Here is a 25,021-nt window from a genome sequence, read left to right on the forward strand (position 1 = left end):
TCTAATGTATCATATTTCCTTATTATTAACAATAGATTGTTTTTTTTCGCAGTAAACAATAAATCTCAGTTTTTGAATAGGAAGGAATTTTCAAATACGACTATAAAAGAAAGCGCCGGCTCACAAGCCGGCACTTTCCGTCAGAAATTATTTCTTTAAGTTGTAAAAAGATTTGATTCCCAAATATTGAGCAGTGTCTCCCAATTGGTCTTCGATGCGAAGCAACTGGTTGTATTTTGCAACGCGGTCTGTACGGGAAGGTGCACCTGTTTTAATTTGGCCTGCATTCGTTGCAACAGCGATATCAGCGATTGTACTGTCTTCTGTTTCACCGGAACGGTGGGAAATAACAGCTGTGTAGCCGGCGCGTTTCGCCAATTCAATTGCGTCAAATGTTTCTGTTAAAGTACCGATTTGGTTTACTTTGATAAGGATTGAGTTCCCTACTCCTTTTTCAATCCCTTGCGCAAGTTTCTTCGTATTCGTTACGAACAGGTCGTCGCCGACAAGCTGAACTATTTTACCAATGCGCTCCGTCAACAGCTTATGGCCTTCCCAGTCGTTTTCATCAAGGCCGTCTTCAATTGAGATGATTGGATATTTTGAAACCAGCTCTTCATACCATGCAACCATTTCTTCCGAAGTTTTCACAACGCCTTCACCTTCAAGATGGTACTTGCCGTCTTCTTTGTTGTAAAGTTCGGAAGAAGCTACGTCCATTGCAAGCATAACTTGCTCGCCAGGTTTATAGCCGGCTTTTTCAATGGCTTCAATAATGGTTTGCAATGCTTCTTCATTTGATTTCAAGTTTGGCGCAAATCCGCCTTCGTCACCAACTGCAGTATTTAGGCCTTTTGCTTTTAATACAGCTTTCAGGCTATGGAAAATTTCTGCACCCATGCGAAGTGCTTCCTTAAAGCTTTCAGCACCAACCGGCATAACCATGAATTCTTGAATGTCTACGTTATTGTCAGCATGTGCGCCGCCGTTTAAAATGTTCATCATTGGAACAGGAAGCTGTTTCGCATTAAATCCGCCGAGATATTGATAAAGCGGTATATCTAAGTAGTTTGCAGCAGCTTGGGCAACAGCCATTGACACACCTAAAATTGCATTGGCGCCAAGTTTACTTTTGTTTTCAGTGCCATCAAGCTCAATTAACGCTTTATCAATAGACACTTGATCAAGTACGTTGAATTCTTCGCCAACAAGCTTTGGAGCGATAATTTCATTCACATTCTCAACTGCTTTTAACACACCTTTTCCAAGATAACGGCCCTTGTCGCCATCGCGAAGTTCCACTGCTTCATATTCGCCTGTAGAAGCGCCGCTTGGAACTAAAGCGCGTCCGAATGCACCTGATTCAGTAAATACTTCAACTTCAACCGTTGGATTACCGCGGGAATCTAACACTTCTCGAGCATATACATCTGCAATAAATGGCATGTAAAATCTCTCCTTCAATGGTTATTTTTTAATTAATGATGTTCCGGTCATTTCAACCGGTTTTTCTAAATTCAACAAATCAAGAACTGTTGGGGCAAGATCGCCAAGAATACCGCCGTCACGGAGTTCAATTCCTTTTTTCGTCACAATGACAGGAACCGGATTTGTCGTATGGGCTGTCATTGGCTTGTCTTCTAATGTTACCACTTCATCCGCATTTCCATGGTCGGCAGTAATAATGGCTGTTCCGCCTTTTTCGATAATCAAGTCGACTACCCGGCCAAGACATTCATCAACTGCCTCGACTGCTTTAATTGTCGGTTCAAGCATGCCGGAATGCCCGACCATATCCGGATTAGCATAGTTTAAAATAATGGCATCAAACTTATCTGCTTCGATTTCTTTTATAAGTGCATCGGTTACTTCGTAAGCGCTCATTTCCGGCTTTAAGTCATAAGTTGGAACTTTCGGAGAATTAATTAAGATTCTTTCTTCTCCCGGGAATTGATCTTCGCGTCCTCCGCTCATAAAGTATGTAACATGAGGATATTTCTCCGTTTCCGCAATGCGCAGCTGCTTTAACCCGTTTTGGGAGATGACTTCACCAAGAGTGTTGTCAAGGTTTGTCGGCTTAAATGCCACATATCCGTCAACCGTTTCGCTAAAATGGGTTAAGCAGACAAAATGAAGGTTTTTCGGATGCTTCGGTCCTCTGTCAAACGAGCGGAAATCCTTGTTCGTGAACGTATTTGAAATCTGGATTGCGCGGTCAGGGCGGAAGTTATAAAAAATGACTGCATCTTCATCTTTGATCGTTGCCACCGGCTCACCGTTTGGCTTTGTCATTACAGAAGGAATGACAAATTCATCAAAGATTCCGTTCTGATAAGAATCCTCAATAAGCTCTAACGGATCTGAGTAAGTAGGACCTTCTCCATATACCATCGCTCTGTATGATTTTTCAACGCGTTCCCAGCGTTTATCCCGGTCCATTGAATAATAGCGGCCGGAAATCGTTGCAAATTCGCCTACGCCGTACTCCTTCATTTTTTCCAGCGTTTCTTTAATATATTTTGGCGCTGTTTGCGGTCCTACATCACGGCCGTCCAGAAATGCATGGACGTACACATGTTTAACGCCTTCTTGCGCCGCTAAGCGAAGAAGCGCAAACATGTGGTCAATGTGGCTATGAACGCCTCCGTCAGAAAGAAGGCCAAAAAGATGCAGGCTCGTACCTTTTTCTTTTACGTGGCGAATCGCATCCAAGAATGTTTCATTTTTCTCAAATTCACCTTCACGAATAGCAATGTTTACTCGCGTAAGACTTTGATAAACAATTCGGCCGGCGCCGATATTTAAGTGACCTACTTCTGAGTTTCCCATCTGTCCTTCGGGAAGACCTACTGCTTCCCCGGAAGCTTTCAGCTTCGTATGAGGATACGTATTCCAATAACGGTCAAAGTTCGGTTTATTGGCTTGGGCAACAGCATTCCCTTTCTTTTCCTCCCGAAGAGCAAAGCCGTCTAAAATAATCAATGCAACAGGGGCTTTACTCATTTAAACCTGCCTCCAATAATTGCAGGAATGATTGAGGTTCAAGGCTTGCTCCTCCGACTAATGCCCCGTCAATTTCCGGCTGGGCCATGAAATCTTTAATGTTGTCCGGTTTTACACTTCCGCCGTATTGAATCCGGACAGCATCCGCAGCTTCCGGTGAAAACTGTTCTGCTATCGTCTTGCGAATATGGGCACAAACTTCATTGGCATCTTCTGCAGTAGATGATTTTCCTGTTCCAATCGCCCAGATTGGTTCATAAGCAATGACTGTTTGTTTCACTTGTTCTTCTGTTAAGCCATTCAGTGCGATCTTCACCTGGGATTCCACTAGCTCATTTGTTTGGCCGTTTTCGCGCTGTTCAAGCGTTTCACCGACACAAACAATCGGGATCAAATGATGTTGAAATGCTGCTAACGTTTTTTTGTTGACGGATTCATCGGTTTCATTGAACATTTCCCGGCGCTCGGAATGTCCGATAATCACATATTGGACGCCAATGTCAGAGATCGCTTTCGGGCTGATTTCACCGGTAAATGCACCGCTCTCTTCAAAGTGCATATTTTGTGCGCCAATTGCTAAATCAGAATTTTTAGTCGCTTCTACTAGGCGTTCCAAAAATAAAGCGGAGGCACAAACGACTGAATCTACTTGATCTTTTGCCGGAACGGACCCTTTTACCTCTTCAATAAAGGCTTTCGCTTCCGCTAATGTTTTATGCATTTTCCAATTCCCTGCAATAATGGGCTTGCGCATGCTGGCACATCCTTTCAAACTAAATTTTTTTGTAACTACTTATCATTTAAAGCAACAACACCTGGAAGTTGTTTCCCTTCCATAAACTCAAGGGAAGCCCCTCCGCCGGTAGAGATGTGGCTCATTTTATCAGCAAGGCCAAATTTTTCAACCGCCGCCGGCGAATCGCCGCCGCCGATCACCGAATATGTATCATTTGCTTCAGCAAGGGCTCTTGCTACAGCTCTTGTTCCTTCTGCAAACTTGTCAATCTCAAATACTCCCATTGGACCGTTCCAAATGACAAGTTTCGACTTTTGTATAACGTCTTTGTAAATTTCTCTCGTTTTAGGACCGATATCAAGCGCTTCCCAGTCTGAAGGAATTTCTTCAATCGACACCACTTTTGTATTCGCATCTGCTGAAAAATCGTCAGCGACGATCGCATCTACAGGCATATAGAACTTGACGCCCTTTTGCTCTGCTTTTTCCATAAACGATTTTGCAAGCTCAATTTTGTCTTCTTCCAACAGCGATTTTCCAATCTCATGCCCCTTTGCTTTTACAAATGTGTAAGCTAAACCGCCGCCGATAATAAGGTTATCTACTTTTTCCAACAAGTTTTCAATAACGCCGATTTTATCTTTTACCTTTGCACCGCCAATGATAGCTGTAAATGGACGATCTGGATTCGAAAGTGCTTTCCCAAGGACTTCAATCTCTTTTTCCATTAGAAATCCGGAAACAGCAGGCAGATAATGAGCAATTCCTTCTGTTGAAGCATGGGCTCGGTGCGCAGCTCCGAACGCGTCATTTACATACACATCTGCCAATTCCGCAAAAGCTTTGGCAAGTTCCGGATCATTTTTCTCTTCGCCCGGATAGAATCGAACGTTTTCCAGTAAAAGTACATCGCCCTCGTTCATGCTGTCAATCACAGATTTTACTGTGTCACCGTAAGCCTCATCTGTTTTCTTCACTTCTTTTTCAAGCAATTCTGACAATCGTTTGGCTACAGGTGTTAAACGCATTTCTTCGTTTACCTTGCCTTTTGGACGGCCAAGATGGGAAGCTAAAATGACTTTTGCTCCTTGCTCGATTAAATATTGAATCGTTGGCAAAGCAGCACGGATTCTCGTTTCATCTGTTATTTGCCCATCTTTCATCGGCACGTTAAAATCAACTCGGCAAAACACTCGTTTTCCTTTTACGTCCACATCTTTTATGGACTTTTTGTTCATGGCAAAAGGACCTCCTTTAGGCTCTAATTAAATCTCAAAAAAAGGGAGAGGGGAATGATCCCCGCTCCCCTTGTATACCCATTTACAATATAGCAGTTTACAGTACAAAAATTCAATAAATCCTTGTAAATGAATAAAAAATGTTTTGCGATTAAAGGCCTTTTTGTCCAATGTAATTAATAAGGTCCACTATACGGTATGAATAGCCTGTTTCATTATCGTACCAGGAAATAACTTTTACCATGCGGCTTTCCATAACCATTGTAGAAAGGGCATCGATTGTTGATGAGTTTGTATTTCCCATATAGTCGCTGGATACAAGCGGCTCTTCACTGTACCCCAGAATGCCTTTTAATTCACCTTCAGCTGCTTCTTTTAAAGCTGTATTAACTTTTTCTACTGTTACATCTGTTTCAAGTTCAGCAACTAAATCAACTAAAGAAACGTTAGGTGTAGGAACACGAATGGCTCCTCCGTTTAATTTTCCTTTTAATTCAGGCAATACAAGTGATACTGCTTTGGCAGCACCTGTCGTAGTCGGAATAATGTTTTCAGCTGCTGCACGTGCACGACGGTAGTCTGCGTGCGGCAGATCAAGAATTTGCTGGTCATTTGTATAAGAGTGGGCAGTTGTCATCATACCGCGTTTGATTCCGAACTTATCATGTAACACTTTCGCTAACGGCGCCAAGCTATTTGTTGTGCAAGAAGCATTAGAAATAATATGATGATTTGCCGGATCATATTTGTCATGGTTTACTCCCATAACAATAGTGATATCTTCATCAGAAGCCGGAGCAGAGATGATCACTTTTTTTGCACCTGCATCTAAATGTTTTGCAGCATCAGCGCGTTTTCTAAAACGTCCGGTAGATTCCACTACTACTTCAACACCCAGGTCTCCCCAGCCGAGTTGAGCAGGGTCGCGTTCAGCCAGCACCTTTACTTTTTTACCGCCGACTACTAAATTGTCTCCATCTACAGATACTTCTTGATCTAATCTTCCATGTACGGAATCATATTTTAAAAGGTGTGCAAGCATATTTGCATCTGTTAGATCGTTAACAGCAACTACCTCTACGTTAGGGTTATTTAATGCCGCACGAAAAACCATACGTCCAATTCTTCCAAAACCATTAATTCCAACTTTTATTGCCATGATTTTTCCTCCTAATAAATTGGTAAGGATGATATTTTTATATATTAAAGGTTTAACTCTTTTACCAACTGTTTTGCGACCCCTTCATCGGTAATTAAAATCGTCGATGACGGCGCTTGTTTCATGTAAGCACGAATTGCTTTAGCCTTTGAAGCTCCGCCTGCAACTGCAATGACATTATCAATAGTCGATAAATCAGCCAGCTGCAATCCAATCGTTGATACTTTATGGACAACCTCTCCGGCTTCATTAAAATAATAGCCGAAAGCCTCTCCCACCGCTTTCCGCTGTTTAATTAATTGTAAATCTTGTTCACTCGTTTTGCGGCGTTCCGCCATTGTAATGGCGTCTCCAATTCCATGCACTACCATGTTGGCTGATTTTATCAAACCGAGCACTTCATTAATTAAAGGATCTTTCATAATAGAAATGTACATTTCTTCGCTAACTTGATCAGGGACGTATAAAACACGGTGCCTTGTGCCTGTATTCTCTGCCATTTTTGCGCAAATGGTGTTGGCTTGGTTTTTTACATCTTCGCCAATTCCACCGCGGGCAGGCACAAACAAAATGTCTTTTTCACCAAAATCAGGCGTCAGCATGTCAGCAACTGTCGCCATGGTTGTTCCTCCGGTTACTGCGATGATATTCTTGCCTTCAAGCAATTTTCTCATGCAATTCGCACATGCCCGGCCAAGCTCGGTTTTGACCCATGGCGATTGATCGCTGTCACCAGAAACGATCACTACTTTTCGGATCTTTAACTGTTGTTGCAACTGTTTCTCAAGTTTGTCAATACCTATTACCCCTCTCATGATGCTTTCAAGTTTCTCAAGAAGATTTTTTCCATCAGCGGTCAAACTCATTCCAACACCGGTTACGGAAATTAAGTTTTGGTCTTTCAGAAACTCAACTTCTGAGCGCAAAACTCGTTCTGTCATCCCAAGGCTTATTGCCAGGCTTCTCCTGCCGACAGGCTGCATCAAATTTATATAATGCAGGATATGGTATCGTTTTTGCATAACATTGAGAAGATCAGGCAATAATCTTTTTTGAATATCAAGTAAAGAGTCCATGGGAACATTCTCCTTCACGAATAGGTTGGTCACAAAATGTCCCGGTGTGACATATTATGTCCCGCTTGTTGCAAAAAAAATCACCCCTGATTCATTTTCATTTTAACAGGAGCAAAAAGTAAATTCAACTTATTAATCTGATGTTTTTTCTTGTAAACGGTTAAATATGAACATTTTATCAACATGACCATATTGAACTGCTTCTCCGGCAATTTCAACAACAGGGATCATAAGGCCGTATTTTTCAGTCAGCGCATCGCTTTCGTCGATATCGACTTCCTCAAGTTCGAACGGATACTCATTTTGAATTTCCTGCAAAACACGTTTTGCTTTATCACATAACGGACATTTTTTTCTCGTATAAAAGACAATTTTTTGCACAATGATTCTCCTTTTCTATTCATACCTTTTCCTTTTGGATGAAGAAGGAATTCCGAGCCGGTCTCGATACTTTGCAACTGTGCGCCGGGAAACGATAATCCCTTCCCGATCTTCCAATATTTGAGCGATTTCCTGGTCCGAAAGGGGGTTTTGTTTATTTTCTTCGGCAATATATCGTGAAATCATGCTCTTCACTTGGCTCGACGATGCACTTTCATTTGAAACAGTTTGTATCGTACTCGTAAAAAACGATTTTAATTCTAACATTCCGTATGGTGTTTGGGCAAATTTTCCGCGCACAGCCCTGCTTACCGTTGATTCATGTATACCAAGCTCATCAGAAAGCTCCTTCATTGTCATCGGTTTTAAAAACTGTGGCCCTTTATGAAAAAAATCCTGCTGCTTTTCTGCAATTTTTAAGCCTACCTTTAAGAGAGTTTCTTTTCTTTGTTCAAGGCTTTTTATAAGCCAGTGATAATCCTGCTGCTTCTCCTGAAGAAAACGGCTCACTTCGGGGTTCTTATAGGTAACCAATTGTTTATAATACGTTTCATTAAAACGGACTTTTGGGACGGCATCATCGAAAACCTTAACGGCAAGATTATTCCCTTCCCTGTCAATAATTACATCCGGAATTATATAAGCCGGCTTTTCATGATGGAAGATCGCACCTGGTCTCGGATTTAACGATTGCAAGCAATCAAACACTCTTTGAATTTCTTTTATATCGACTTCAAGTTTCTTTGCTAAATCCTTCCATTTCTTGTCCGCAAACAAAAGAAAATATTCATCTACAATTTTTTCAGCTAACAGATCTTTTTGTTCTTTCTTTCTAAGTTGAATGAGAAGGCATTCTCTTAATGATCCGGCACCGATTCCGTCAGGCTCTAGATCTTGTAATAGATTAACACATAATTGCACTTCTGCGGAAGAAATTTGAAAGTGTGCCGATACTTCTTCCAAATCCGCTATTAAGTAACCGTTTTCATCAATGCATTGAATAAGATAGCTGATGACCTTTTTCTGACCTGGAGTCACTTCTTTCATGTTTAACTGTGAAAGCAAATATTCATCAAGCGCCACAACTTTTTCCCCTATTTGCTCTATCCAGTTTTTTTCGTCTTTGTCGATTTTTTTCCCTTTCGGTTTCCACCGGTCAACCTGGGGATCTATCGCTCTAATGTTGTTGTCTTCTATTTGCAAAAGGGGATTTTCCATTTCTTTAGATTCAAGAAAAGCCGAAAGTTCATGGGCAGAATATTGTAATAGCGCAATAGCTTGTGTAAGCTCTTGCGTCAATGCCAATTTCATCGTTTGCTGCTGCCAAAGCCCGGCTTTTATATCCATGCTCATCCCCCCTCCGAGATTTCAGGGCAACTTATCCATCCCTTTAGAAAGCGGTTACAAAAAAATCGAACTTTTATCGCACTTTTTCACTCTACTCTTATTTTATAATAAGGAAAGCAAATGTAGTATGATAAAATAATGCACTTTTTTGGACATACTAATTTAAGAGAAAATAAAAACCCCTTCCCCAAATCAGGAAAGAGGTTTGCTAGCGCCCTCGGCAGGAATCGAACCCACATTTCAAGAACCGGAATCTTGCGTGCTATCCGTTGCACCACGAGGGCAGAATTAAGAAGGTTTGTCTTATTTTCATTAGCGTTACGATTACATATTATATGACATGTTTTCATACTTTGCAAGTACAGATTGTGTTTAAAAAGTTATACATTGGGTATGATGGAATACGGAGGTTTTTCAAGAGAAGTCTGTCGAATGATCCGCAAAGATGTGAATGCGAATTGTTTGACCTTTATTGACCATTAATGTATGATAACAATACATACTATTTCTTCTGTTGGAAGAACCTTGAACAGAAATGTATGTCATAGAGAGATTAAAGGAGGAAGAGCAAATATGAATTTAATTCCTACAGTTATTGAGCAAACTAACAGGGGAGAGCGTGCATACGACATTTACTCCCGCCTTCTAAAAGACCGTATTATTATGCTTGGAACCCCAATTGATGATTATGTAGCAAACTCAATTGTTGCCCAGCTGTTGTTCCTTGAAGCTGAAAACCCTGAAAAAGATATTTCCATCTATATCAACAGCCCCGGCGGAAGCATTACTGCAGGTATGGCCATCTACGATACAATGCAATTTATTAAACCGGACGTGCAAACGATTTGTATCGGAATGGCTGCTTCTATGGGTGCATTCTTATTGGCAGCAGGTACGAAAGGAAAGCGTTATGCATTGCCAAACAGTGAAGTTATGATCCATCAGCCTCTTGGCGGTGCCCAAGGTCAGGCAACAGAAATTGAAATCGCCGCAAAACGGATCTTGTTCCTTCGTGACAAGTTAAATAAAATTCTTTCAGAACGTACCGGACAACCGGTTGAAGTCATCGCAAAAGATACTGACCGCGATAACTTCATGACTGCCCAACAGGCGCTTGAATATGGATTAGTCGACCACATCATTTCAAGAAATTCTCTTGAAGATAATAGCAAAAAATAATATGAACAGCGGGAGCTCCTGCGGAGGACGGACGCTGAAGCTTGGCAAAACGGAAAAAAACCTCGCAAAAGAAGCGAGGTTTTTTCATTCTTCTTGCTGAATATAGTTGGCCAGCTCTTTAATGGCCTCCTGTTCGTCATTGCCATCTACAATGAGAGTAACAACAGATCCGCTAGTTACCGCGAGGCTCATCAGCCCCATGATGCTTTTTGCATTCACCTTTTTCCCGTCTTTCTCCAAATATATGTCTGATGAAAAACGATTTGCTTTTTGAACAAACAACGCTGCCGGGCGTGCTTGTAAGCCCGTTCTCAACATGACTTTCACCTGTTTCTCCACCATCACAATTCCTCCCTTTAATTAAACGTTTAACCACCAGTCCTTTCGCGTTAACGCTGCAGGGGCCTGGGCCTTTACAATTTGGATATCGGCTCACCCGCACGCAATTTTTCGGCGATTTCATCGATTTTTCTTAACCGGTGATTAATGCCCGATTTACTGATTGTTCCGCCAGAAACCATTTCCCCTAATTCCTTTAGCGTTATATCCTGATGGGCAATCCGAAGTTCAGCTATTTCCCTCAATTTTTCTGGCAACACGTGTAGCCCGACTGTTTGGTCAATGAAACGAATATTTTCCACTTGCCTAAGAGCGGCTCCGATTGTTTTATTTAAGTTAGCTGTTTCACAATTGACGAGGCGGTTCACCGAATTTCTCATATCCCTGACGATCCGGATATCCTCGAATCTTAATAAGGCATTATGGGCGCCGATAATGTTCAGAAATTCGGTAATTTTTTCTGCTTCTTTTAAATACGTAATAAATCCTTTTTTGCGTTCAAGTGTTTTGCTGTTAAGGTCAAACGTATTCATCAGTTCAGATAATGAGTCATTATGCTCTTTATATAATGAAAAGATTTCTAGGTGATAGGAAGAGGTCTCAGGATTATTCACCGATCCTCCGGCAAGGAAAGCCCCTCTCAGATAAGAGCGCTTACAACATTTCTTTTTTACAAGTTCTTCGGATATATCATGAACAAATGTAAAGCCTTCTCCTAATATTTTTAAGTCTTCTAATATGTCTTTTGCCTTGTCCGATAGCCGAACAATGTATACATTATTCTTTTTCAAACGCATTTTCTTGCGGACAAGAAGTTCGATTTGAGCATTGTAGCTTCGTTTGATTAATATATAAATTCTTCTTGCGATCGCTGCATTTTCAGTTTGAATATCAACTACGAGCTTTCGATTGGAAAAAGAAAGTGATCCATTCATTCGAATTAACGCGGATAGCTCCGCTTTTGCGCAGCAATCCTTTATTTCAAGATTGGTTAATTCTTTTTTCGTTTCCGAAGCGAAAGACATCCCCTTCACCTCCATTACAGACAAGCGGTCGCACTATCTAATACGCATTAATTCTCTTTTTAGTTTCATCTATTAATATTGAATATAATATTTCTGCCACTTTTTTCGTGTCATGGCGGATGACACCGTTATCAATGCTTACAATTTTACCGTATACAACTTCCAATCCAAGTTCATACAATTTTTGCAAATCGTAGCGGACCGGCTGTGCAAGTTCTTCTTTATATCGTTTTTGTATATGAATTGGAATATCTTCATTGTTCACAAGAATGGTATCAATAAAAGAGCATTTCATGTGCTCATATATTGCTTTTACATGGTCGCTTGCCGTAAAGTCATGCGTTTCGCCCGCCTGGGTCATAAGATTGCAAATATATACTTTTTTCCCTTTTGATCGGCATACTTCATCGCCAAGCTCCGGAACAAGCAAGTTTGGCAGAATGCTTGTATATAAGCTTCCAGGTCCAATGATGATCATGTCAGCCTGCCTTATTGCCTGAATCGTTTCCGGCAGCGGTCTTATATTTTCCGGTGTTAAAAAAACCCTTTTAATCCGTTTACCTGAAAACGGGATTTTTGATTCCCCGGAAACAATTGTTCCGTCTTCCATCTCAGCATGCAAGACAACGCTTTGATTGGCTGCCGGCAACACTTTTCCGCGAACATTTAATACTTTGCTCATTTCTTGGATGGCATGTACAAAATTGCCTGTAATAGATGTCATTGCAGCAATGATTAGATTACCAAGTGAATGCCCGGAAAGCTCATTTGATGTGTTAAATCGGTGCTGGAACATTTTCTCAATGAGCGGTTCAACGTCTGATAAGGCCGCAAGTACGTTCCTTATATCACCCGGCGGTGGAATATGCATGTCATCTCTGAGACGTCCGGAACTCCCTCCGTCATCCGCGACCGTGACAATTGCCGTTATATCAACAGAATATTGTTTTAGTCCGCGCAAGAGAACCGGCAGGCCTGTTCCACCGCCGATGATGACGATTCTGGGCTGTCTATTCTTGATCATGTTTTTTTATCCTTTCTCATATCAATATCTCGGTGCGTAATGCGTGTATTGTACTCTTTTTCAAAATATTGACCAATGTATTCCGCTATTGCAACCGATCGATGCTGCCCGCCGGTACAGCCAATGGCTACGACAAGCTGCGCTTTTCCTTCCCGCTTATAATGAGGAAGCATAAAACCGAGCAATTCTGTTACTTTTTCTAAAAACTTTTGCGTTTCACTCCATTTGAGAACATAGCTGGAGACATCTTCGTCAAGCCCCGTTTTTGGCCTCATATGATCAATATAATGTGGATTTGGCAAAAAGCGGACATCAAATACAAGATCTGCATCAATCGGAAGTCCGTGCTTAAAGCCAAAAGACATGACATTTACCGTAAAGATCGTCTTTTTATTTGCGGAAAACTCGTTCAAGATTTTCTCCCGAAGCTCCCGCGGCTTCATTTGAGACGTATTATAGATTATTTGGGCCCGGCCTTTTAATTCTTCTAACAAATTCCGTTCCAGCTTAATACCTTCAAGGGGAAGACCGGAAGGAGCAAGCGGATGAGAGCGCCTTGTTTCTTTATAGCGCCTCACTAATGTAGAATCGTCGGCATCAAGGAACAGAATTTGCGGAGTGACCCAAGATGTTTCAGCCAGATCATCGAGCGCTTTAAAAAGATGGTCAAAGAATTCTCTTCCTCTTAAATCCATCACAAGCGCCACTTTATTCATCTTATTCCCTGATTCCTTCATTAGTTCAAGGAATTTCGGCAGTAATGTCGGAGGCAAATTGTCGACACAGAAGTAACCAAGATCTTCAAAGCTATGAATCGCAACTGTTTTTCCTGCTCCTGACATTCCCGTAATGATGACCATTTGGATATCGTTTGTCGCACCGGTACTCATTTTTCTCTCCCCTTTTATCGGTGTGGTTCTAGCTTGGATCAAGCCGATAACTGATCAGCTCGAAATCCGGAGTGTATGTAAATGTTCCAAAAATCACGCCTTTACCATGAATCAAATATTCAAGAATATGATAATCACCTGCTGCCATCGGGAGATTCTTAATATTATCAAGTTCGTGCCAGGCAAGAATTCCTTCTTCGCTTTGATCTAAATTTACACCATCTGCTTCTGTAGCAAGAAAACTAAACATCATCCACTCAGACAACACCCGGTCGCCTTCTTTCATAATAAAAGTGAAAATCCCTTTTATTTTAGGGTTCCGTAAATAAATGCCTGTTTCTTCCCGATACTCGCGTATACAAGAGTCTTTTACCGATTCACCCGGCTCCATTTTGCCTCCGGGAGCAACCCACCAGTTGCGGCGGGGTTTTTGTAAAAGAAGAACTTTATTATCTTTTAACAGCACGCAATTTGTCACCCGCTGCACTTTCGTCACCTCAATTAAGCCGTACGCCTTTATATGCAATACTTCAACATACTAAAGTTATTTCCTTCTTTTCATTATACTATTTTTGTAAATCAGCCACAATGAATACAAATGCTATAATTTCACCAAAAAAAAACAGAACAAAAAAAGAGCACAGGATCACCTGTGCAGGAATAAAGGATTATATTTTAAAAGGGGGTCAATTTCTACTTTTATCATACCCAAAGATTATTTCACTTCTGTTACAGGAGAATTAAAACGCAATTACTTTTTTCGGTGCCTGGCCCCTATCGCGGCAACGCGTTAAAGCAGTCGGGGCCAGACCCTCATCGCGTTAATGCGATGAAGGAGTGGCCCCGTTTGGTTTTTATGCTTTTATTTTTAGTTCTTCTTTAAGTTCTTCTATATAATGCTGGGCACTTTGGGCTGCGATGCTTCCATCGCCTGTTGCTGTCACAATTTGGCGCAGCGATTTCTCACGGATATCGCCTGCCGCGAAAATGCCGGGCACTTTAGTTTCCATTCTGTCATTTGTTTCAATATAACCATTTTCATTTGTAATTCCGAGTTTTTCAAATGGCTTAGAGAGCGGCACCATGCCGATATATACAAAGACACCGTCTGTCTTAAATTCTTTTTCTTCACCTGTTTTTGTGGAAACAAGGGTTACACTGTCGACTTTACCGTCTTTTCCATTGATTTCCTTAACTGTATGACTCCAAATAAAATCAATTTTATCATTAGCAAAGGCACGTTGCTGAAGAATCGCCTGTGCACGAAGCTCGTCACGGCGGTGAACGATCGTCACTTTCGACGCAAATCTTGTTAAATATACGCCTTCTTCAACTGCAGAGTCCCCGCCGCCGACAACAACAAGCTCTTTTCCTTTAAAAAAGGCTCCGTCACAAACGGCACAATAAGATACGCCGCGTCCGCCAAGTTCTTTTTCACCCGGAACGCCAAGCTTTTTAAATTCAGCACCGGTCGCAATAATGACCGCGCGGGCTTTGTATTCTTTTGAACCGGCTACAACGGTTTTATACTCTTTCCCGTCAATCACTTCTTTTATATCACCGTAGGCATATTCTGCACCGAATTTTTTCGCATGTTCGAACATTTTTGTTGATAATTCAGGACCAAGAATATGATCAAAGCCAGGATAGTTTTCAACATCTTCGGTATTAGCCATTTGCCCTCCCGGCACGCCGCGCTCAATCATTAACGTTGAAAGGTTGGCACGGGAAGTATAAACGGCAGCTGTCATTCCGGCAGGACCGGCTCCGGCAATGATGACGTCATAAATTTTTTCTTCTGACACTTTTTACACTCCTTTAAAGTAATAGGGTCGAAATTAATAAGATCATGATCCTTATTATTTCCTATCTACACCTATCCTATAAGACCCAAGTGTTAATGTCCAAAAAATTGCTCACCGGAGACAGCTGTTCACCAATTTTATATATTTTTGCAACGTGGACAGAGAAACCCCATACTGGCTGGCGATTGATTGCTGCGATTCTTTCTCATCCCGCAATTTATGCCAAATATACTCGATGGCGCCTGCCCATGCTTTCGTATTTTTAAGACTAATGTTTGTTTTTGCAGCTTCTGCAAAAACAGAAAACCACAGTAAATAAAGACCGGCTTGTTTTGTTCCAATCGGCTGATGTATTTCATATAAAACTTTTGCAGTTTCATGAGCCATTTTTACAAACCGTCCGCAGGAATGTTCTTCCCTTTCTTTAATAAAACATAAATATTCTTGTTCTAATTCGGACAGTTTCGCGTTTGAAACTACTTGTCTAGATGAAAGAATTTCATCTTTTTGGCCGGAAAGAGAAGTTAGGAAAATGGCAAAAAGCCGCTCTTCGATAAAATCACTTTCATATTTTTTCAGGATCGAGGCAATATGGTCTTCAAAACCGCTGACCGAAGGCCTTTCCTCATTCCACGGTTCAAGGCCGGCTTTCTCAGGATTGAACTCCAATACCTTTTTCCATATATTGCGGGCTGCTTGTTCTCTCCCGGTATAATACGAAGAGATTGACAGCCAATAGTAAAATCCGCCGTCCCCGTCATATCCTTGCTTATAAAGCTTCTTAAGCCAGAAATAAGCCAGTTCATATTCGCCGATTAGCGCAAAAGTAGCCCCAAGCTTAAACTGATGCTCACTTGAAAGCGGTTTAATTTTCGCCAAAACTTCTTTCATTTTTTTTACTTCTTTTGTTTTGCTCTGGTAAAAAGAAAATACTAATTTATTGCAAAGAGCATGTAAATTGCCCGGATTTAAACGCAAAACTTCATTTAATATATCCTCGGCTTTTTTGATTTCTCCGAGATAAAAGTATGCGAGCGCAAGGTTATTGTACGCTGACCAATATTCCGGATATTCTTTAATTACCCCATTTAATAATTCAATTGCCTTTGGAAAATGGCCTGATTCAAGCAATTCACGAGCCTGTTCTTGTTTAATGATAAGGTCATCCTCTTCATACAGCTCTTCTCCAAGCCCTTCCGATTCCAAATTCAACAGATAGAGCAAGTCCTCTGCATCTTCCGTAAACTCTCCGTCCTGATCTAATTCTAAATAGAGTTTAGCATGGTAGCATGCATCTTTGAAAAATCCGAGATGGGCATAATTATTTGCAAGAAAATAGTGGCATTCCACCATTTCTTCGTCCAATTCTTCGAGGATAAAGTGCAAAAGACGATTTGAATTTTGGTACTCTCCTAACTCTGTATACACAATCGCCAACTGGCAGGCAATCATCGGCTCGCCCGGTTCCAGTTGCATGGCCCTGTGCAAATATTTTTTTGCTTTTTGAAAATCACGTCTCTGGTATGCTTTTATCCCCTTTGAGAAATAATACTCCCCTGTTGGAATAAACGAAAGCAACATTCCCTTTTGATGTCTTGCTTTTGAATCTTTCCCCATGCAATCCTCCAATAATCATTATTAACTTAAATAGTATAACATAAGAGCAAGCCGAAAGAGAAGAGGGTGGGCTCGATGGCTACGCACTCCATCGCTTTATTGTTTTACCGCTTTAACGTGTCGCGGGCCAGACCCTCAATGCGTTAACGCGTTAACGGATCGAGGGCCAGACCCTCGTTGAGGGTCCGGCCCCTATTTTTCGTGCCGTTTGGACAATACTTTGAGGATTTCTTTGAACGGAAGCTGCTGTTCTCTTAAAAGCACCAGTAAGTGATAAAGCAAATCAGCGGCTTCCCATTTTAACTCATCCGCATCGCGGTTTTTTGCGGCGATAATGACTTCTGAAGCTTCTTCACCGACTTTTTTCAGTATCTTATCGACGCCTTTTTCAAACAAATAAGTCGTATAGGCACCTTCCGGGCGTTCCAGCTCCCGCTCTTCAATCACCTTTTCAAGAGTTTGCAAGATTTGATAATCCAGCAGACTTCCTTGAGTTTCTCCAGACTCCGCTCCGATTTCCTCGCCTTGATAAAAACTTTCTGAAAAGCAACTGACAGACCCTGTATGGCATGCCGGCCCGTCAGGTTGAACGAGGACGAGAATGGCGTCTTGATCACAATCATACTTCATTTCGACAATCTTCTGCGTATTTCCGCTCGTTTCCCCTTTATGCCACAGCTTCTTGCGCGAACGGCTGTAAAACCATGTCTCTCCCGTCTCCATCGTTTTCCTGAGAGATTCGCGGTTCATATAAGCCAGCGTAAGAACCTCTTTCGTAGACGCATCCTGGACAATCGCCGGAACAAGCCCTTGTTCATCAAATTTAATCGATTCCATGTTCATCGAACATGCACCCCATTCTTTCTTAAAAAGTCCTTCACTTCACTTACAGACGTCTCTTTATAATGAAAAATCGAAGCCGCCAAAGCAGCATCAGCTTTCCCTTTCAAAAATACTTCGACAAAATGTTCTGCGTTTCCCGCTCCGCCTGATGCGATCACTGGAACACTGACTGCCTCGCTGACTGCTTTTGTTAACGATAGATCAAAACCATTTTTTTCGCCGTCACTGTCCATGCTCGTCAGCAAAATTTCACCGGCTCCACGCTCAACCGCTTCCTTCGCCCAGTCAACTGCTTCCCATTCGGTCAGCTTTCTGCCGCCGTGCGTGTACACCCGCCATGAGCCTAATTCAGGATCATATTTTGCATCAATCGCAACGACGATGCACTGGGAACCGAAAAAGTCCGCTCCTTCCGTAATTAGAGAAGGATTCAATACAGCCGCGGTATTAAGTGAAACTTTATCAGCACCGGCCCGTAAAATACGCTTCATATCTTCTAACGAGTTAATGCCGCCACCGACTGTAAATGGAATCGCCAGTTCCGAGGCAACTGCCTTTACGACTTCGACCATGGTTTTCCGGCCTTCGTGGGATGCACTAATATCAAGGAAAACAAGCTCATCCGCTCCCTGCTCGTCATAGAACCGAGCCAGTTCGACAGGGTCTCCCGCATCACGGAGTTGAACAAATTGAATCCCTTTGACAACCCGCCCATCTTTCACATCCAGACATGGAATGATTCGTTTTGTCAGCATCATCCATTCACCTCTTTCAGCGCTTCTCTAACGGAAAAGCGCCCTTCATAAATGGCTTTGCCGACAATCGCGCCGCATACACCTTTCATTGAAAAAGCTTTCAACTTTTGCAAATCCTCAATGGAGCTGACACCGCCTGAAGCAATGACACTTTTTCCTGTTTCTTCAGCCATTTCCCGTATGGCATCCAAATTAGGTCCTGATAGCATTCCATCGGTTGCAATATCGGTAAAAATAAACGTTTCCGCGCCGGCATCAGCAAACCGTTTTCCCAGCTCGACCGCTTTTATTTCGCTTGTATTCAGCCAGCCGTGAGTAGCAACATATCCATTTTTCGCGTCGATGCCAACGGCAATGTTTTCACCGTATTTCCGAATCATTTCAATTGCAAACTCCGGATTGGAAACCGCCACGCTCCCGATGATGACTCGCTCCACGCCGTTTTCCAAATAATGAACAATGTCATTTTCCGTCCGTATGCCCCCGCCTATTTGGACTTTTACCTCCAGTTCACGAGCCGCTTTTATAACAAATTCATCATTAACTCGTTTTCCATCCTTCGCGCCGTCAAGATCAACCATATGTATCCATTCCGCACCTTCAGCAGTAAACCGGGCCGCCATTTCAAACGGAGAATCGCTATAAACCGTCTCTTTTTCATAATCGCCTTGAAGAAGCCGAACGCATTTTCCGCCGCGCATATCAATCGCGGGATAAATAGTAAAAGCCATTACACCGCCATCCTTTCCCCTGCCAGCTAAATAAGGTGAAACTTTCACCAATGAGGACTATTTCCCACTAGTTATTACTAAAAAAACACACTGCGGACAGTTAACCCACAAAGCTTAAAGACCCGTTAAGTGTGACAAAATTGCGCAAAAGCTGCATGCCCAATGCCCCGCTTTTTTCAGGATGAAATTGCATTCCATAGACATTCCCTCTCCCTACTACCGCGGGAACCTTCACGTCATAATCGGTTTCCGCAATCACAACGTTCCGCTCTCCCGGACTGACATAATAAGAGTGGACAAAATAAACAAAACCACCTGTTATATTTTCTAAAATTGGAGACGGGGCAGCCAGATTTAGCTTGTTCCACCCCATATGCGGAACTTTATACGTCTCCCCCTGTTCAGTCATTCCAGGGAAACGGTGGACTTTTCCCGGAAGCAGCGCCAGCCCTTTCGTCAAGCCGTTTTCTTCACTTTCCTCAAAAAGAAGCTGCATGCCAAGGCAAATGCCAAGCAGAGGCCGGCCGGTTTGGACATACTCTTTTACCAGTTCGGTGAGACCCGACTCATTCAGTCTGGCCATCGCATCCCGAAAAGAGCCGACACCCGGTAAAATTAACGCACTCGCTTCACGAAGCTCCTGCCGGTCCTCCGATATAAAATAAGATGCACCTAACCGTTCAAGCGCCTTGCTGACACTGAACAAATTCCCCATTCCATAATCAATGATGCCGATCATATATAAAACCCCTTTCGTAAAGCTCCCGGCTTACTTTAACGCATTAACGCAGTGCGGGTCAGACCCTCAACGATTTAACGCGTTAACGTAATGCGGGTCTGGCCCTCAATGATTTAACGCGTTAACGTGAAGATGGAGCCGCTGATTCATTTATAACATCCCTTTCGTAGACGGAATCCCTTTTATCCGGGGATCAATCATTGTCGCCTCATCAAGAGCGCGGCCAAGCGCCTTAAAAATCGCTTCGATCATATGGTGCGTGTTTTTCCCATAGTGTACAATCACATGAAGATTCATCCGTGCCTCAAGCGCAAGTTTCCATAAAAACTCATGTACGAGCTCTGTATCAAAACTTCCTACCTTTTGAGAGGGAAACTCAGCGCGTATTTCGAGATGCGGCCGGTTGCTCAAATCGACGACAACTTGAGCGAGAGCTTCATCCATCGGAACAAAAGCATTTCCGTAACGCCGAATCCCTTTCTTATCGCCAAGTGCTTCTCGGAGAGCCTGTCCTAAGCATATGCCGATATCTTCTGTTGTATGGTGATCATCAATTTCAATATCACCCTTAGCATCAACTGTCAGGTTAAACTGGCCGTGTTTCGTAAACAGGTCGAGCATGTGGGTCATAAACGGCACACCAGTTTCAATGTCCGACTTTCCTTCACCATCGATTGCAAACGTTAGCTTAATATCCGTTTCGTTAGTTTTTCGATATACACTTGAGGTTCTTTCCATTCTTTTGCCTCCATCACGATTGGTCCTTCGATCTTTTTTCAACTTCCAGCTAAGCCGCTCGATTGCCAAAAATATTTGTTCCCGACCGGTTGGTCCTTCAATCTTTCTTCAACAACCAGCAAAGTCGCTCGGTTGTTAAAGGTATTTGGTCTCGACCAGTTAGTCCTTCTATCTTCCTCTTCCCGGAAAATTAAATCTGACTGCCACTATTAAATCATGACTGATCCTTAAATCTTTCTTCCACTGCCCGAGCATGTGCTTCAAGCCCTTCTAAACGGGCAAACGCAGCAATTTTATCTTTATTTTGCTCGAGAGCTGTTTGACTGTAAGCAATAATGCTTGATTTTTTCTGGAAATCCTCGACACTGAGCGGACTGGAAAACCGAGCCGTTCCATTTGTCGGCAAAACATGATTCGGCCCGGCAAAATAGTCGCCGACCGGTTCAGAGCTGAATCTGCCGATAAAAATGGCTCCTGCGTTACGGATTTTTCCTAAAAGCTCCATCGCATTCTCTGTGATGATCTCAAGATGCTCAGGTGCCAGAGCATTAATTGTTTCAACTGCTTCGTCCATATTTTCCGCGACATAAATCGCTCCGTAATCCGCAATCGATTGAGCCGCAATTTCTTTGCGGGGGAGTCCGGAAAGCTGTTTTTCCACTTCAAAAGAAACATCCTTTGCCAGTTGCTCTGATGTTGTCACAAGGATGCTGCATGCACGACTGTCATGCTCCGCCTGCGATAATAAGTCGGCAGCTATTTCATGTGCTTTTGCAGTATCATCAGCTAACACGGCAATTTCACTTGGTCCGGCGATCATGTCAATGTCGACATCGCCAAACACTTCTCTTTTGGCCAGCGCTACATAAATATTTCCGGGGCCGGTAATTTTATCGACAGGTTTGATTGTTTCTGTTCCGTAGGCAAGCGCCGCAATGGCCTGCGCTCCCCCGACCTTATAAATCTCCTTCACTCCTGCAATCCTTGCCGCCACTAACACGGCTGATGGAAGTTTTCCATTTCGGTCAGGCGGCGAAACCATTACAATCCTCTTCACGCCTGCTACTTTTGCCGGAATCACATTCATCAGCACCGAGGAAGGATAGGCAGCCGTTCCGCCAGGTACATAAACGCCGGCAGAATCTAACGGCGTTACCTTTTGACCGAGAATCGTCCCCGTTTCATCAGTTGTCATCCAGGAAGGGCGCAATTGTTTTTCATGAAAAGTGCGAATATTTTCAGCCGCTTCCTTGATAATCGAAACAACTTGTTCGCTAATCTCATTAAATGCCTCGTCTATTTCTTCTTCTGTTACGAATAAAGAAGATAACCGGACCCCGTCGAATTTCTCTGTATACTCAATCAACGCGGCATCGCCTTTTTCACGAACTTCACTGATGATTTTTTTTACAGCAGCCCGCTGTTGTTCTGTTCCGCTGTCAACCGTTCTTTTAATCGAAATAAGATCCTTGACCTTTAATATTTTCACATCTTTCATCCTTTCAGACGATTACGGCTGCCTGACAGCCTCGCCCTCAATAACAGTACTTAGCCGTTCCACAAGCTCACTGATCCGCTCATCTTTCATCCGATAGCTTACCGGGTTGACGACAAGCCGCGATGTAATATCGACAATCCGTTCATATTCAACCAGGCCGTTTTCCTTCAATGTCCGCCCTGTTGAAACAATATCTACAATTCGGTCGGAAAGTCCGATCAACGGCGCCAATTCAATCGATCCGTTCAATTTAATAATTTCTACCTGTTCCCCTTGCTCACGAAAATAGGCAGCGGCCACATTCGGATATTTCGTCGCTATTTTTGGAGCGACATCGTTCATTTTCGTGTTTGGAAGGCCGGCAACGGCAAGATAGCAATGGCTGATTTTCAAATCAAGCAGTTCGTAAACATCCCGTTCTTCTTCAAGCATGACATCTTTTCCGGCAATCCCAAGGTCTGCTACACCGTGCTCCACATACGTCACAACATCCATCGGCTTTGCCAGGATAAAGCGCATCTGTTCTTCTTCTACATCAATGATTAGTTTCCGCGAATCTTCAAATTCGGGAGGCAAACGGTAGCCGGCCATTCGCAATAGTTCAACAGCTTCTTCAAAAATCCGGCCTTTCGGCATTGCAACCGTTACTAACTCACTCATGACGAAGGCCCCCTTCCTGCACTTCCTAATAAAAAGATCGTCTCAGCATACTTATTGGTACAGGCGTCCACATTGTTTACGCCGTTTATATCCTGAAGAACGACCCTCATACCGTCCGCCCGTTTCGCTTTCGCCATTTCAAACGCCTCTTTTCGGCGTTCGGAACTGAATAAAATACAAGTGATGGGCTCGCTTTTTTCAAGTGTCCCTAGTGCTTCAATCATCCGGTCCAGCCTTAAGGCAAACCCTGTTGCACCGGTTGTTTTGCCGAATTTTTGCATCAAAAGATCGTATCTTCCGCCATTTCCGATTGGAAAGCCAACGCTTCCGGCATACACTTCAAATAAGATTCCCGTGTAATAGCTCATATGGCTGACAAGCGTTAAATCGAATTTTACCGATGCTTCTTCACCATAAGCGGAAATCGTTTCCCATAGCTGCCGCAATTGATGAACGGCTTCTGCACCGTACCCGTTTTCGATAAGCTCGAGAGCCCGGTCAATAACTTCTTCTCCGCCCCTGAGCTGCAAAAACTCCAACAAACGCTGCTTATCGATGGAAGAAAGGCTAAGTGATTTTACATGCTCTCTGTACCCGACATAATTTTTTTCATATAAAAATTTCATCAACGCATTGGCCCGTTCTTCCGTTCCGAGAATTTGCCGGAAAAATTCCTGAACAAAACCAATATGGCCGACGGAAACTTGAAAGTCTGCCAAACCTGCTTCTTTAATCGATGAAATCATTAAGGCGATGACTTCCCCGTCAGCACTTACCGTTCCGTCACCGATACACTCAACCCCGATCTGTTCAAATTCTGCCGGGCGGCCGCCTTCCCGCTGCTGTGCTCTGTATACATTCGCTGAATAAGCAAGGCGCAGCGGCATATCGTCTTTTAACAGCTTGGAAGCGGCCACACGCGCGATCGGTGCCGTCATATCAGGTCTGAGCACAAGCGTATGTCCTTGCTGGTCTAATAGTTTAAACAACTGCTGATCCAAAATAGCGGACGCGGCTCCGACCGTTTCATAATATTCAAGCGCCGGAGTCTCAATAAACTGATAGCCCCAGCGTTTCATTTCTTCCTCAATGGAGGACCGCACATGATCCTTCGTTTCATATAATTCCGGCAGTGTATCTCTCATGCCAAGCGGCTTCTCAAACATAAATAACTGGCCCATTCTTTTCACCCTTTTTTAAGTAAACAAATCAAAAATACATGCGACTGCGTGTTCAATCAGCTGAAAAATCGTATAAATCTGCTCGTTTTTGTCTTTATTTTTATAAAAGTTCTGAATCCTTTAGTTCGCTAATATGGTAGCAAAGTGAAGTTATATGTAGTTTATCGCTCATTTTGACTATAGTCAACAGAAAATTTTTATAAATTTAGTGTTGGTGAACATAGTGAAAGCTCATAAATTCATATAAAAGCTAATAAATAAGAATAAAAGCTTATATTTCAAAATAAGGGCTCATAAATGAAATCAAAGGCTCATTTCTAAAAATGACGGCTCATATTTTCAAATAAAGACTCATATGACCCGTCTAACGGCTCATATCATTCACAGGTCTTAAAAAAGAGTCCGCACCCGTTCAATTCTATTTTAAGAAATTCCTTCAATATGAATTTTTTCCTTCTTTCAAAAATAAAACCATGATCAAAAACTTGTAAAAAAGCCTGAAACGCAACGTTCCAGACTCTTACTCTTCTTTTTTTCCATAAATCGGATCATCTGCCCATCGTTTCTCCAATTCTTCTTTCGTGTAAATTACTTTCATCGGGTTTCCCCCGACAAATGCACCGGGCGGCACATCTTTATGGACAAGCGTGCCTGCCGATACAATCGCTCCGTCTCCTATCGTGACACCGGGCAAAATGGTTGTATTCGCACCAATCATGACCTCATTGCCGATCTCTACATTCCCGAGACGATATTCTTTAATTAAATATTCATGTGCCAAGATTGTCGTATTATAGCCGATCACCGTATTGCGCCCAACACTTATTTTCTCGGGAAACATCACATCAGGCATCACCATCAATGCAAAGGATGTTTCCTCCCCGATCTTCATTTTTAAAAATGTCCGGTACAGCCAGTTTTTCATTCCTAGAAACGGAGTGTAGCGCGCAATTTGAATGACGATAAAATTTTTGACTACTTTCCAAAAGGGAACCGTTTGATAGACGTGCCGCAATGAATTGGCACCTTTAACAGGATAACGGGTCGTTCTTCTCAT

General features: G+C 42.6%; 25 protein-coding genes and 1 tRNA gene. 1 reads left to right on the plus strand and 25 read right to left on the minus strand.

The window, feature by feature from the left end:
* Positions 1–147: 147 nt before the first annotated feature.
* The 9 genes from eno to C0966_RS12130 form a co-directional block, all read right to left on the minus strand.
* Positions 148–1,446 (minus strand): phosphopyruvate hydratase, encoded by a 1,299-nt coding sequence (gene eno, locus C0966_RS12090; RefSeq protein WP_274855885.1) that lies wholly within the window; start codon positions 1,444–1,446, stop codon positions 148–150.
* A gap of 21 nt (positions 1,447–1,467) precedes the next feature.
* On the minus strand, positions 1,468–3,003 hold the full coding sequence (gpmI, locus tag C0966_RS12095) for a 2,3-bisphosphoglycerate-independent phosphoglycerate mutase (RefSeq protein ID WP_274855886.1): 1,536 nt from the start codon (positions 3,001–3,003) through the stop codon (positions 1,468–1,470).
* Positions 2,996–3,757 carry a triose-phosphate isomerase gene (tpiA, locus tag C0966_RS12100; protein WP_274855887.1) on the minus strand — a complete coding sequence of 254 codons (762 nt, stop codon included), beginning with the start codon at positions 3,755–3,757 and terminating at the stop codon, positions 2,996–2,998. Before tpiA ends, gpmI begins: the two co-directional genes overlap by 8 nt.
* A gap of 35 nt (positions 3,758–3,792) precedes the next feature.
* Complete coding sequence (locus tag C0966_RS12105) at positions 3,793–4,977, minus strand: phosphoglycerate kinase (RefSeq protein WP_274855888.1); 1,185 nt, start codon at positions 4,975–4,977, stop codon at positions 3,793–3,795.
* Between the two features lie 151 nt (positions 4,978–5,128).
* Complete coding sequence (gene gap / locus C0966_RS12110) at positions 5,129–6,136, minus strand: type I glyceraldehyde-3-phosphate dehydrogenase (protein WP_274855891.1); 1,008 nt, start codon at positions 6,134–6,136, stop codon at positions 5,129–5,131.
* A gap of 44 nt (positions 6,137–6,180) precedes the next feature.
* Positions 6,181–7,212, minus strand: a complete 1,032-nt coding sequence (locus tag C0966_RS12115) for a sugar-binding transcriptional regulator (protein ID WP_274855893.1) — start codon at positions 7,210–7,212, stop codon at positions 6,181–6,183.
* A gap of 132 nt (positions 7,213–7,344) precedes the next feature.
* On the minus strand, positions 7,345–7,593 hold the full coding sequence (locus C0966_RS12120) for a glutaredoxin family protein (RefSeq protein WP_274855894.1): 249 nt from the start codon (positions 7,591–7,593) through the stop codon (positions 7,345–7,347).
* A gap of 15 nt (positions 7,594–7,608) precedes the next feature.
* Positions 7,609–8,940, minus strand: a complete 1,332-nt coding sequence (gene rpoN, locus C0966_RS12125) for an RNA polymerase factor sigma-54 (protein ID WP_274855895.1) — start codon at positions 8,938–8,940, stop codon at positions 7,609–7,611.
* A 212-nt stretch (positions 8,941–9,152) separates the two neighbouring features.
* A tRNA-Arg gene (locus tag C0966_RS12130) sits at positions 9,153–9,224 on the minus strand.
* Positions 9,225–9,513: 289 nt separating this feature from the next.
* Between C0966_RS12130 and clpP the strand changes: the two genes are divergently transcribed.
* Complete coding sequence (clpP, locus tag C0966_RS12135; RefSeq protein ID WP_274855896.1) at positions 9,514–10,119, plus strand: ATP-dependent Clp endopeptidase proteolytic subunit ClpP; 606 nt, start codon at positions 9,514–9,516, stop codon at positions 10,117–10,119.
* 84 nt (positions 10,120–10,203) lie between these two features.
* Here the strand turns inward: clpP and C0966_RS12140 are convergent, their stop codons facing one another.
* The 16 genes from C0966_RS12140 to C0966_RS12215 form a co-directional block, all read right to left on the minus strand.
* Complete coding sequence (locus tag C0966_RS12140) at positions 10,204–10,461, minus strand: HPr family phosphocarrier protein (RefSeq protein WP_274855897.1); 258 nt, start codon at positions 10,459–10,461, stop codon at positions 10,204–10,206.
* Positions 10,462–10,532: 71 nt separating this feature from the next.
* The gene (whiA, locus tag C0966_RS12145; protein ID WP_274855900.1) at positions 10,533–11,483 is read right to left on the minus strand and encodes a DNA-binding protein WhiA; all 951 of its coding nucleotides are present in this window, start codon (positions 11,481–11,483) and stop codon (positions 10,533–10,535) included.
* A 37-nt stretch (positions 11,484–11,520) separates the two neighbouring features.
* Positions 11,521–12,507 (minus strand): gluconeogenesis factor YvcK family protein, encoded by a 987-nt coding sequence (locus C0966_RS12150; protein ID WP_274855902.1) that lies wholly within the window; start codon positions 12,505–12,507, stop codon positions 11,521–11,523.
* Positions 12,504–13,397: an RNase adapter RapZ gene (rapZ, locus tag C0966_RS12155; RefSeq protein ID WP_274855903.1), complete on the minus strand. Its 894-nt coding sequence runs from the start codon at positions 13,395–13,397 to the stop codon at positions 12,504–12,506. Before rapZ ends, C0966_RS12150 begins: the two co-directional genes overlap by 4 nt.
* A 28-nt stretch (positions 13,398–13,425) precedes the next feature.
* The gene (locus tag C0966_RS12160; protein WP_274855905.1) at positions 13,426–13,884 is read right to left on the minus strand and encodes an NUDIX hydrolase; all 459 of its coding nucleotides are present in this window, start codon (positions 13,882–13,884) and stop codon (positions 13,426–13,428) included.
* Between the two features lie 367 nt (positions 13,885–14,251).
* Complete coding sequence (gene trxB, locus C0966_RS12165) at positions 14,252–15,202, minus strand: thioredoxin-disulfide reductase (RefSeq protein WP_274855908.1); 951 nt, start codon at positions 15,200–15,202, stop codon at positions 14,252–14,254.
* Between the two features lie 111 nt (positions 15,203–15,313).
* On the minus strand, positions 15,314–16,819 hold the full coding sequence (locus C0966_RS12170) for a tetratricopeptide repeat protein (protein WP_274855910.1): 1,506 nt from the start codon (positions 16,817–16,819) through the stop codon (positions 15,314–15,316).
* 192 nt (positions 16,820–17,011) lie between these two features.
* Positions 17,012–17,662, minus strand: coding sequence for a bifunctional phosphoribosyl-AMP cyclohydrolase/phosphoribosyl-ATP diphosphatase HisIE (gene hisIE / locus C0966_RS12175; protein ID WP_274855912.1), 651 nt, complete (start codon positions 17,660–17,662; stop codon positions 17,012–17,014).
* On the minus strand, positions 17,659–18,417 hold the full coding sequence (gene hisF / locus C0966_RS12180) for an imidazole glycerol phosphate synthase subunit HisF (RefSeq protein WP_274856827.1): 759 nt from the start codon (positions 18,415–18,417) through the stop codon (positions 17,659–17,661). Before hisF ends, hisIE begins: the two co-directional genes overlap by 4 nt.
* Positions 18,417–19,148, minus strand: a complete 732-nt coding sequence (hisA, locus tag C0966_RS12185; RefSeq protein ID WP_274855914.1) for a 1-(5-phosphoribosyl)-5-[(5-phosphoribosylamino)methylideneamino]imidazole-4-carboxamide isomerase — start codon at positions 19,146–19,148, stop codon at positions 18,417–18,419. Before hisA ends, hisF begins: the two co-directional genes overlap by 1 nt.
* 100 nt (positions 19,149–19,248) lie before the next feature.
* The gene (hisH, locus tag C0966_RS12190) at positions 19,249–19,887 is read right to left on the minus strand and encodes an imidazole glycerol phosphate synthase subunit HisH (protein WP_274855915.1); all 639 of its coding nucleotides are present in this window, start codon (positions 19,885–19,887) and stop codon (positions 19,249–19,251) included.
* Positions 19,888–20,037: 150 nt separating this feature from the next.
* Entirely contained in the window at positions 20,038–20,625 is a 588-nt protein-coding gene (hisB, locus tag C0966_RS12195) for an imidazoleglycerol-phosphate dehydratase HisB (RefSeq protein WP_274855916.1), read from the minus strand.
* 214 nt (positions 20,626–20,839) lie between these two features.
* A complete protein-coding gene (gene hisD, locus C0966_RS12200; RefSeq protein WP_274855918.1) occupies positions 20,840–22,114 on the minus strand; it encodes a histidinol dehydrogenase in 1,275 nt (424 codons plus the stop codon).
* Between the two features lie 21 nt (positions 22,115–22,135).
* The gene (hisG, locus tag C0966_RS12205; protein WP_274855920.1) at positions 22,136–22,783 is read right to left on the minus strand and encodes an ATP phosphoribosyltransferase; all 648 of its coding nucleotides are present in this window, start codon (positions 22,781–22,783) and stop codon (positions 22,136–22,138) included.
* Positions 22,780–23,964, minus strand: a complete 1,185-nt coding sequence (locus tag C0966_RS12210; protein WP_274855921.1) for an ATP phosphoribosyltransferase regulatory subunit — start codon at positions 23,962–23,964, stop codon at positions 22,780–22,782. Before C0966_RS12210 ends, hisG begins: the two co-directional genes overlap by 4 nt.
* 520 nt (positions 23,965–24,484) lie before the next feature.
* On the minus strand, positions 24,485–25,021 hold the full coding sequence (locus C0966_RS12215; RefSeq protein WP_274855923.1) for an acyltransferase: 537 nt from the start codon (positions 25,019–25,021) through the stop codon (positions 24,485–24,487).

The sequence above is a fragment of the Bacillus methanolicus genome (genome assembly GCF_028888695.1).
GTDB lineage: Bacteria > Bacillota > Bacilli > Bacillales > Cytobacillaceae > Bacillus_Z > Bacillus_Z methanolicus_B.